The sequence below is a fragment of the Marinobacter sp. DS40M6 genome (assembly GCF_028581595.1).
GTDB classification, from domain to species: domain Bacteria; phylum Pseudomonadota; class Gammaproteobacteria; order Pseudomonadales; family Oleiphilaceae; genus Marinobacter; species Marinobacter salarius.
On the sequence record NZ_JAFCAE010000006.1, the window covers coordinates 254987 to 263607 of the forward strand.

Below are 8621 nucleotides of genomic sequence, written 5' to 3' on the forward strand. Positions count from 1 at the left end.
CTGTCATTTCAATGAATACCCCTAGAACAATTGATCCTAAAAAATGATAGGTAATAGCGTTATTGAAAAATGTAAAGGAAATGACTGAATTGGAGAGAACTACCTCCTCTACTGCCTACTTAATATTGGCCCAATGGGACTAAAAGCATTTTCATCACGACATAAAACATAACAATTTGGCACTATTTAGAAACTAACTTTCTGAAATAAAATGGATATTTAGATCAGCAACCAACAGGCAGCGTTCAACATCAGGCGGCTGTAATTCACTTTTAACAGCGATTACATAAGGGAATATTTGATGCTGGAAAGCAGTTACAACGAGGTTTTGGTCGCCTGTTCTATTATCATTGCCGTTCTTGCATCCTATACGGCCCTGAATATGGCCAGCCGTGTCTCCAGCGCATCGGGCCGCTCTGCGGTTCTATGGCTGATTGGCGGTTCCATCGCCATGGGTTTTGGCATCTGGTCCATGCACTTTATCGGCATGCTCGCCTTTAGCCTTCCCATCGAGCTAGGCTACGACGTCCCCCTCACCCTGCTGTCATTAGTCATCGCCATAGCGTGTTCTGCGTTCGCCCTTTATCTGGTGTGTCAGGACACGCTGCCCTGGGGGCGGCTGCTATCGGGTGGTTTACTGATGGGCCTGGGTGTAGCCAGCATGCACTACATCGGTATGGAAGCATTGCTCATGCATCCGTACATTTTCTATGTACCCTGGCTGGTTGGGCTATCCATTGTTATCGCCATTGTCGCGGCCACTGCCGCCCTTTGGCTGGCGTTTCGACTGCGAGAGGAAAGCAAGCGCGCCACCTTCGGCCGCATTGGCGCGTCCCTGGTTATGGGGTGCGCCATTATCGGCATGCACTATACCGGAATGGCGGCCTCCAAATTCCCGATCGACAGCTTTTGCGGCGCGGCCAACAGCGGGATCGATACAAAGTGGCTGGCTGTGCTGGTCATCATTGTCAGCCTTGCGGTGTTCGCCATTGCTCTAATTGTGTCAATGCTTGATGTACGCACCAGCCAACTGTCCAACTCACTCGATGACGCCAATAACGAACTCATCAAGCTCGCCCTGCAGGACAACCTGACCCGCATACCAAATCGTGTTCTATTGGGAGATCGGCTGGAGCAAGCGATACACCGAGCCGAGAGAAACAACGGTGAGTTTGCCGTACTGTTTTTGGACCTGGACGGCTTTAAGGCGATCAACGACATGCACGGGCACCATGTCGGAGATCAGTTGCTCAAAGAGGTGGCGCATCGCCTGCTTTCAAACAAACGTGAGGGAGACACAGCCGCGAGGCTTGGAGGGGATGAATTTGTACTCTTGTTGGAACCCTGCTCGCCGGAAACTTCCGCCGTATTTGCGCAACGGTTAATTGATGCCATTGAGCAGCCCTACGAGACTTCAAATATCCCCCTTCACATTTCCACCAGTGTCGGCATCGCGATTTACCCCCAGGACGGTAAAACCGAACATGAGCTGATGGTGAATGCTGACGCCGCCATGTATCACGCCAAGAAACAGGGCCGCAACGGCTACTGCTTTTTCGAACACGGCATGAACGCCAATGTGCACCTGCAGATGCAAATGCAGCAAAATCTGCGGCAGGCCGTCAGCCGCAACGAGCTGGTACTGCATTATCAGCCCAAGTTTGTTGCACCAGACGGCCCCATGACTGGCCTCGAAGCCCTACTGCGATGGCAAAGCCCCGATCACGGATTCCTGTCACCCGATCGTTTTCTCCCGCTGGCAGAGAGCTCCGGGCTGATCGTGCCCATTGGCAACTGGGTCATCGAGGAAGCCTGCCGGCAAATGAAGGTCTGGTACGATCAGGGGCATCAGGAGTGGAGTGTAGCGGTAAACCTTTCAGCGGTTCAGCTGGAGCATCATAGCCTGGTTGACGTGGTTCGCGAGGCATTGAGAAAGCACTCCCTGGATCCCTCACACCTGGTGCTTGAAATCACCGAAACAACGGCCATGTGCAACGCAGAAACAAGCCTCACCGTATTGAACAAACTGTCGGATCTCGGCGTGTCCATTTCCATCGATGACTTTGGCACCGGCTACTCAAGCCTGCTCTACCTTAAGCGTTTGCCAGCCAACGAGCTGAAAATAGACCGCGGCTTTATTACCGAACTGGCCCAGGATAACGATGATGAAGCAATCATCCAGGCGATCATCGCTCTGGGCAAAACGCTGGATATGAGGATTGTCGCAGAAGGTGTTGAAACAGCCGAACAACAGGCACTGCTGACCCAGCTTGGCTGCAATACCCTGCAAGGGTATCTGTTGGCGAGGCCTGCCCCGCCCGAAGCGTTGCTCGAGAAGATTGCTCACATGACCCAACGTACGGAATCGGCTCTGGTTACTTAGGTGAGCGAAGCTGCGTGACGACTGTTGGCATCGCTGACAGAAGAATGCTGCTGCCAACTATGTTGAACTATGAAAACGACGGTGCAGATCACGCACCTGTTCGGCAAGAGCGGGAACCGGACCTTCAACTGCCACGTTTGGAACGACTTCTCGGATTGGTAACGCTCGTACGGGAGGTGCTGGAACTCCAAGATCGGTAAGCCATGCCGCCAATTGCTCGGAGGAGCTCACGTACACGATACGTCCCAGCCCCACCCAGCCATGGGCGGCGGCACACATCGGACAATGCTCACCAGACGTATAGACCGTTGCTTCTGCTCTGGCCTCCGGGGTCATATTCGCCGCAGCCCACCGCGCAATCTCAAACTCCGGATGGCGGGTTCGATCACCTGAGGCAACGTGGTTGTGATCTTCAAAAAGTACCTGCCCCTCCGCTGCTACAAGCACAGAGCCGAATGGCTCGTCACCTAGCTCTAGAGCCTCAGTTGCAAGTTCTATACACCGACGCAGGTGCTGTATCTCTCCGTCGTTCACCATGACGTGCTCCTCGAATCCTGTGGCCAATATCGACGCAGAAATGCGGGTGCCGTCCATCGGCCGCGTACTGATGCGGTTGATTATATTTTGCTGGCTTCGGCTTCAGGCTCACGCCCACCGCGCAACACCAAATATAGCAGCGGGCCGGCAGACACAAACACTGCTGTCAGAATAAAAAACGGGATGAGATAGCCCAACCCTTTTCCGCGACTTTTGCCATCCCGGTACATCCAGACACAGGCCAAAGCAGCAAGAATGTAGAGATCAATAACAACCTGGGCTGTGTCCGGGCTGGACATGAGCTGAACGCCAAAAGCTAAAAGCGACTGCTCTGCTCCGGCCATTACCCAAAAGGTAAAACCCATGAACAGACAGAGAATGATTAGGGGCAAAGTCGATACTCTCATGATCTTCCTTGATTGAGGTTGAAGAAATATAACGCCTTGGCTTTGCGGCGTACCGGAGCACCAGCATAGGTGCGTTCGACAACAGCCCCTGGCTAAGCTGCTTCGAAGTCCAAGCGATGAATACCATCCAGATTGACTGTGCCGCGAGCCACCCATAGGTCATACATATCTTGCATCGCCAACCAGCTCTCAGGAGTACGCCCGAGAACCTTGGATAGCCGCAACGACATTTCTGGGCTAATACCACTATCCCCTTTGAGCAGCCGAGACAAAGTAGAAGGTGAAACGCCCAGACTGGAAGCAAGCTGACGAGAACTGATACCGAAAGGCTCCAGGTACACCTCGCGAATGAATTCACCAGGATGAGGCGGATTATGCATAGTCATTAGTGATAATCCTCGTAATCAAGAATGTAGGCGTTGCCGTCCTGGAACTCGAACGTCATGCGCCAATTTCCGTTAACCCTAATCGACCAGCGGCCTTTGTCTTTGCTCTTCAATGGATGAAGCCGAAAACCAGGGATATCCATGTCTTCCATTGAAGTCGCCGTATCCAGAGCAGCCAGCTGCATACGCAGCCTCTTGGCATGGTCGGGTTGTATGCCAGACGTGTGGCCGGTCGAGTAGAACCGCTTCAGTCCTTTGTGACGGAATGATTTAATCAAAATAGAATGCCAGCATGTTGCGCACCACGCAACAATGAAACTCAACGCTTGCAGCATGCGCGCCCACGGAATGGAGCCGAAGGCGCAATAGCTGTGCCTGCTTTTGTTAGGCATTACAGGCAGTCTCCTGTGAACAGGCAAGCTAACACTACGCCGACGAACGGCAGAATGAACACTCCCACAGTGCCAAGCACCACCGATGACACGAATGCCACATGATCACCGTGCTTTAACTTTGCGGCTAAGGCCACAGGTATGGATGCCAGGATTAGCGGTGTGGCCACGGCTAGCACCAGTGAAGCGGCCTTGCCGAACTCGCTCGCACCATCCCAAGTGTTGCCAATGCCGTAGTACGCATAAGTTAACGTTGAGCCAGCAAAAACACATAGCAAAAAGAATGCGATAGCCACTCGCATCCCTTTCTTACTGGCACCGTAGGCTGCGCCTAGCGAATAGACGAATGTGAATATGCAAGCACCTGTAAGAAAGTTCGAGTCCATTAGTTGGTATGCCTAACGCGGAGCGCAGCGGCGGCCCGTCAGGGACGTCCGGCGGCCGTAGGCCGCGTACTGGCGCGAATTGTTATGTTTTCAGCACCCACCTCGAGACCAAGGGAACGCTTCCAGCAGTAGACTTTCAGTGATAACCATGACATCAAAAATATCAGTGGCGAGACCATTAGAGTGAGTAACGGGATTCCCCACAACGCGTGGAGCAACGCCTCGGCATAACCCGTAAATGCAACCCCAAAAACCGATCCTGTTGGACCACTTTCTTTGGCAAGACCACTAGCCAAAGTGCTAGCTATGACCAAAAAAACGAGGCTGATAGTAGTAATGATGAATACAAGTTTGAAAAGTGGCCCGGCAGGCAGCTTATTTATTGTGACTGATTCCACTTCAGACATTTCTCGTAGTCTCCTTGGAAAATATAACGCCATGCGAAGCGGCCGATTTGGAGGCGCACCCGCGCCGGAAAACCGGTCCGCTTGCGCTACTGGTCATATCAGACCTCACTCTTGTAAGGCACTACGCTACCAGCCGGTCAATAAATCCAGAGCATGCGGGAACGTAAACACCGCAAGAATCAGTGCAATAACTCCTATGTACACAACCCTATAAAATTCAAAAAGTTTCGGGTCAACATCTTTATAGATGACCTTGTACTGAACCAATACCTTATGCTTTGACATCAAGTAGACCTCTCCTCCCAATAAGGGAGGAACAACCATAGCAGCAAAATACTCTTTTTCCAGATCCACTCCCAAGAACAAGATGCTCGTAAAACATACCGCTAGGAGAAGAAACCCCGCTATGAGAAGGCCTACACGGCTTTTTACGTATGGTTTAAGAGTCTCAACATTGGTTTCAAAGTATCCAATCGAAATGCTTACGATCTCATGGCATTGCGCGCACACATACCCTCTATTCGTGGGAGAAGGCATTATCGCCCCGCACTTGGGGCACACAGAGTAGTATCCACTCATAAGATATAACGCGAAGCACAGCGGCGGCCCGCCAGGGACGTCCAGCGGCCAACGGCCGCGTACTGATGCGTTTTGTTAGCAGTTTTTAGTAAAAACATAACCACGCCCCATATAGATATGGTGAATTGATGCGACAAGGGGTAAAGACGCAATACCCAGTTGCCAACTCACACCTCCCTCGCCAGCCATGATCAAGAAGCCTAAAAGAGCCAATATGCCGAATGACATAAACAGTAATATTTTTCTGGGCGATAAAGTGCGCGAATCAAGCTCCAATATCTTGATCATCAGGGAAATTAGCGCAGCCATACCGAAACAACCACCTAGAAGCATAGCCAACAGATAGACACCAGCCGTATGCCCATTAACCAACGACTGAAACGCTACCGGGATAACGACAAACCCCATAACCAATATCAAGAATGCAGGGCCAAAGCATATTACTACTTCCGCGAGCAGCAGGATCTTTAGCGCTGGCTTCATTTGATACTCCATCATCTGCTAACGCCAGCCATAAGCGGCGCCCTGATAAGGGCGTCCGGTGGAGGGCCATCGGCCCGGAACAATCTTCATGGCCTTGTTACATGCCAATGCCATATTGAGTTCTCAAACGGTCAATCTGGTTTTGGTGTTGGTTCAGGAAGGGACTTATTAACAATGCCTCTGTGCCACCATTAGATAGAGTATTCAAAACAGTTGCTGGATCGCTGTATTTGCGTAGAAAAGGCACACCATGCTCCTGAAAGTACTTATAAAGTTCAATCGCCGATGATTTAGTTTCCTCTATATTGGACACAGGAAATCGATGCTGCCCAGCGCCTTGAATATTTCCTAGCTCTGCTCCGACGATACAAACTCTCTCCCTACCCGCTCTAAACTCTACAGCAACGTCGGCAACTGCATCGAAATCTTCTACATGGTTAATGCAACCTATATGGAGAAACCAGACAAGCTCTTTCTCAGTTAATTGGAACTGACGTTTGCTCTTAACGAACTTCCAGTCCGCCAAAAGGTACTTCAATTCTTCGATAAACATGTTCTGCAATTCAGACACTTTCATGGCATGTAACGCTGAGGTAACCGGCGCCGGAGCGCCAGCGGAGGGAACCAAAAGCGGTACGCTTTTGGCGTCCGGTTGACCGTATTGTTAGGCATTCTCGAGTATTCGCTTTATCTGAGGGTCCACATATTTTGCCACAGGGTCAGCCCCATCTCCGTGATCATACTCACCAGCGTCAAAGGCTTCATAAATCCGGAACACGAGCTCAGGCAAGGTAAAACCGTCGCCTTGTTCTGAGGCGTCAGCGACTGATACTGACCAAATTGTGTTGATGGCCGCATCTGCCGTAGAAAAATCCCATTCCTTGGAAGAGTATCGATGTGCGACTTGCATCGCCAAACTATTGAGCAGCTCATGCCGACTACAGCCAGCAGCGACGCAGTTGCTGTCAATGTGGTGCAATCTCAGGGCACCTTCTGTAGCGAGTTGAAGAAAGTCTTGGGTCATAGCAATGCCTAACGCTCCGCTAATGTGCGCCGCCTGCGGCGTCACCATTGAGCGGCTTGTTAGCAGATTCTGCCTGAAGACGCTCCACCAGCCACACCTTGATGATCGATTGACGGGTAACTCCGTAGCGCGCAGCCTCACGGTCCAACGACTCCACAACCCAAGCCGGGAAGTCGACGTTGATTCGCTTTTGTTCCTGATTAACGCGACGAGCAGACGACAGGTCCAGGTCATCAACAATATCTTCTTGACCTTCCTCAAACTTTTTATCGAAGTCTTTAGCTTTCATAGAGCTCAACCTCCTTCTTGCGGGAACGTCTGACTGAAATCAGACGAATACGAGCATCCCTGTACGTGACGACAGCCGACCAGTGCTTTTCACCAATCTTGCCTATCAGCAAAAACCTCTGCTCATCCTCTGATTTTGCGCCGATCTCCAGCAGGTACGGATCTTTCCACAGCCCTTGGGCAGCAACGAAATCGATACCGTGTTTGTCCAGATTGGCCTGGCTTTTGGCTTCGTCGAATTCAAATTCATCCATGAGTACAAATTATTCCTTTTTTACTCATTCTGCAAGATTTGGGAGGAGTAGTGAAACTGCTAACGCCCTGGGTAAGCCGCCGGGACGGAGCGCAGCGTAGTACCAGTCGGCTTCACCCACTGGTTAGCACTGCACGATGGCGGCGGATTTGTTCCCCTTGGCAGCATCCTCAAGGGCCTCAATTAAGGTTGATATTAAATCACGTCCAGTGGAGGTAACGAAGTAATTGGCCAATGAGGTAATTTCGGAAGATATTTCATTACCCCACGGCGGTTGCCTACTTGGGTTTTCAATATCCCAGACGGCCCTGCTCGGCTCGAGCTGTGATAGCTCCTTTTGAATTTGAGCCAGTTCAGAAATTGCCTGATTGGCCAAGCTCGCTTCGAGATCTCCCTGGTACAGTTTACCCAGCACTACAGGAAAGCGTGTGGCCCACCCTTCACTTTCTAAATTGGCGCTTACCGTGCTGAAAAAGGCATGAAAGAAATCGGACGTACCGATTTCATCAGTAATGCTTCCTACCTTGATACCGACGGACATGCTCAACTTCCTTTTGGTGCTAACGCTAAGCTAAGCGGCGCCCTGACAAGGGCGTCCGGTGGAGGCCAAAGGCCGGAACGTACTTAAGCGACTGGTTAGCTGGGGGTAACTTTGAAGACCATTCCCTGGCAACCAACATGACGACCTGCCCCGCAGCCCTGGCACCGACACCTGCCGATGCTCCGTAATTTGAAACCACCGACAATGATGCGGTGAATGAACCTGAACTTCAGAGTAGCAGGTAAGCAAGGAACCAGGTTTCGGCGGACAGCCCCGCAACGCAAACACCTACCTTTATACCAGCACCATAATCCGCTGAGCTACCAGCAAGACGACGAACTTTGACGGCCTTGGCAGAACACCGTTGATTCGGGTTTTTCTGCCAGATATCGGCCAAGGCCCGATGGCACCAAGCCACACCAAAGGACACAAGGCACTACCAGCTAACGCTAGCGGCAGGGGCGCGACGTCAGGAGCGTGGACTTCCCCCAATAAAATGGACACGCCCCATTAATTGATTCCTTCGAACTCTATCGGAGTCCGGTAACCAAGGCC

At 51.5% G+C, this 8621-nt stretch carries 13 protein-coding genes; 1 reads left to right on the plus strand and 12 read right to left on the minus strand.

The window, feature by feature from the left end:
* The first annotated feature begins 301 nt into the window (after window positions 1–301).
* A complete protein-coding gene (locus JJO78_RS16730) occupies window positions 302–2383 on the plus strand; it encodes a bifunctional diguanylate cyclase/phosphodiesterase (protein ID WP_151981937.1) in 2082 nt (693 codons plus the stop codon).
* Window positions 2384–2440: 57 nt separating this feature from the next.
* Here the strand turns inward: JJO78_RS16730 and JJO78_RS16735 are convergent, their stop codons facing one another.
* From JJO78_RS16735 to JJO78_RS16790, 12 genes are all read right to left on the minus strand, one after another.
* Window positions 2441–2920, minus strand: a complete 480-nt coding sequence (locus JJO78_RS16735; protein WP_036206828.1) for a nucleoside deaminase — start codon at window positions 2918–2920, stop codon at window positions 2441–2443.
* An 80-nt stretch (window positions 2921–3000) separates the two neighbouring features.
* Window positions 3001–3327, minus strand: a complete 327-nt coding sequence (locus tag JJO78_RS16740; RefSeq protein WP_036206826.1) for a DUF2834 domain-containing protein — start codon at window positions 3325–3327, stop codon at window positions 3001–3003.
* 92 nt (window positions 3328–3419) lie between these two features.
* Entirely contained in the window at window positions 3420–3713 is a 294-nt protein-coding gene (locus JJO78_RS16745; protein ID WP_023012140.1) for a HigA family addiction module antitoxin, read from the minus strand.
* Window positions 3713–3991, minus strand: a complete 279-nt coding sequence (locus JJO78_RS16750; protein ID WP_041336503.1) for a type II toxin-antitoxin system RelE/ParE family toxin — start codon at window positions 3989–3991, stop codon at window positions 3713–3715. Before JJO78_RS16750 ends, JJO78_RS16745 begins: the two co-directional genes overlap by 1 nt.
* Before the next feature lie 113 nt (window positions 3992–4104).
* Window positions 4105–4401, minus strand: a complete 297-nt coding sequence (locus tag JJO78_RS16755) for a hypothetical protein (protein WP_143071135.1) — start codon at window positions 4399–4401, stop codon at window positions 4105–4107.
* Window positions 4402–4529: 128 nt separating this feature from the next.
* Window positions 4530–4898, minus strand: coding sequence for a hypothetical protein (locus JJO78_RS16760; RefSeq protein WP_151981935.1), 369 nt, complete (start codon window positions 4896–4898; stop codon window positions 4530–4532).
* Window positions 4899–5552: 654 nt separating this feature from the next.
* Entirely contained in the window at window positions 5553–5960 is a 408-nt protein-coding gene (locus JJO78_RS16765) for a hypothetical protein (protein ID WP_151981933.1), read from the minus strand.
* 97 nt (window positions 5961–6057) lie between these two features.
* Window positions 6058–6537 (minus strand): hypothetical protein, encoded by a 480-nt coding sequence (locus JJO78_RS16770; protein ID WP_151981931.1) that lies wholly within the window; start codon window positions 6535–6537, stop codon window positions 6058–6060.
* Window positions 6538–6624: 87 nt separating this feature from the next.
* Window positions 6625–6984 (minus strand): hypothetical protein, encoded by a 360-nt coding sequence (locus tag JJO78_RS16775; RefSeq protein ID WP_151981929.1) that lies wholly within the window; start codon window positions 6982–6984, stop codon window positions 6625–6627.
* A gap of 19 nt (window positions 6985–7003) precedes the next feature.
* Window positions 7004–7273: a type II toxin-antitoxin system BrnA family antitoxin gene (gene brnA, locus JJO78_RS16780; protein ID WP_041333061.1), complete on the minus strand. Its 270-nt coding sequence runs from the start codon at window positions 7271–7273 to the stop codon at window positions 7004–7006.
* Window positions 7263–7526, minus strand: a complete 264-nt coding sequence (locus tag JJO78_RS16785; protein WP_041333059.1) for a BrnT family toxin — start codon at window positions 7524–7526, stop codon at window positions 7263–7265. The genes brnA and JJO78_RS16785 overlap by 11 nt, the downstream gene beginning before the upstream one ends.
* Window positions 7527–7649: 123 nt before the next feature.
* On the minus strand, window positions 7650–8066 hold the full coding sequence (locus tag JJO78_RS16790) for an Imm70 family immunity protein (RefSeq protein ID WP_151981927.1): 417 nt from the start codon (window positions 8064–8066) through the stop codon (window positions 7650–7652).
* Between the last annotated feature and the right edge of the window lie 555 nt (window positions 8067–8621).

Coding starts and splice junctions, on each gene's coding strand:
- JJO78_RS16730 (WP_151981937.1), top strand. CDS start 302: ATGCTGGAAAGCAGTTACAACGAGGTTTTGGTCGCCTGTTCTATTATC.
- JJO78_RS16735 (WP_036206828.1), bottom strand. CDS start 2,920: ATGGTGAACGACGGAGAGATACAGCACCTGCGTCGGTGTATAGAACTT.
- JJO78_RS16740 (WP_036206826.1), bottom strand. CDS start 3,327: ATGAGAGTATCGACTTTGCCCCTAATCATTCTCTGTCTGTTCATGGGT.
- JJO78_RS16745 (WP_023012140.1), bottom strand. CDS start 3,713: ATGACTATGCATAATCCGCCTCATCCTGGTGAATTCATTCGCGAGGTG.
- JJO78_RS16760 (WP_151981935.1), bottom strand. CDS start 4,898: ATGTCTGAAGTGGAATCAGTCACAATAAATAAGCTGCCTGCCGGGCCA.
- JJO78_RS16765 (WP_151981933.1), bottom strand. CDS start 5,960: ATGAAGCCAGCGCTAAAGATCCTGCTGCTCGCGGAAGTAGTAATATGC.
- JJO78_RS16770 (WP_151981931.1), bottom strand. CDS start 6,537: ATGAAAGTGTCTGAATTGCAGAACATGTTTATCGAAGAATTGAAGTAC.
- JJO78_RS16775 (WP_151981929.1), bottom strand. CDS start 6,984: ATGACCCAAGACTTTCTTCAACTCGCTACAGAAGGTGCCCTGAGATTG.
- brnA (WP_041333061.1), bottom strand. CDS start 7,273: ATGAAAGCTAAAGACTTCGATAAAAAGTTTGAGGAAGGTCAAGAAGAT.
- JJO78_RS16785 (WP_041333059.1), bottom strand. CDS start 7,526: ATGGATGAATTTGAATTCGACGAAGCCAAAAGCCAGGCCAATCTGGAC.
- JJO78_RS16790 (WP_151981927.1), bottom strand. CDS start 8,066: ATGTCCGTCGGTATCAAGGTAGGAAGCATTACTGATGAAATCGGTACG.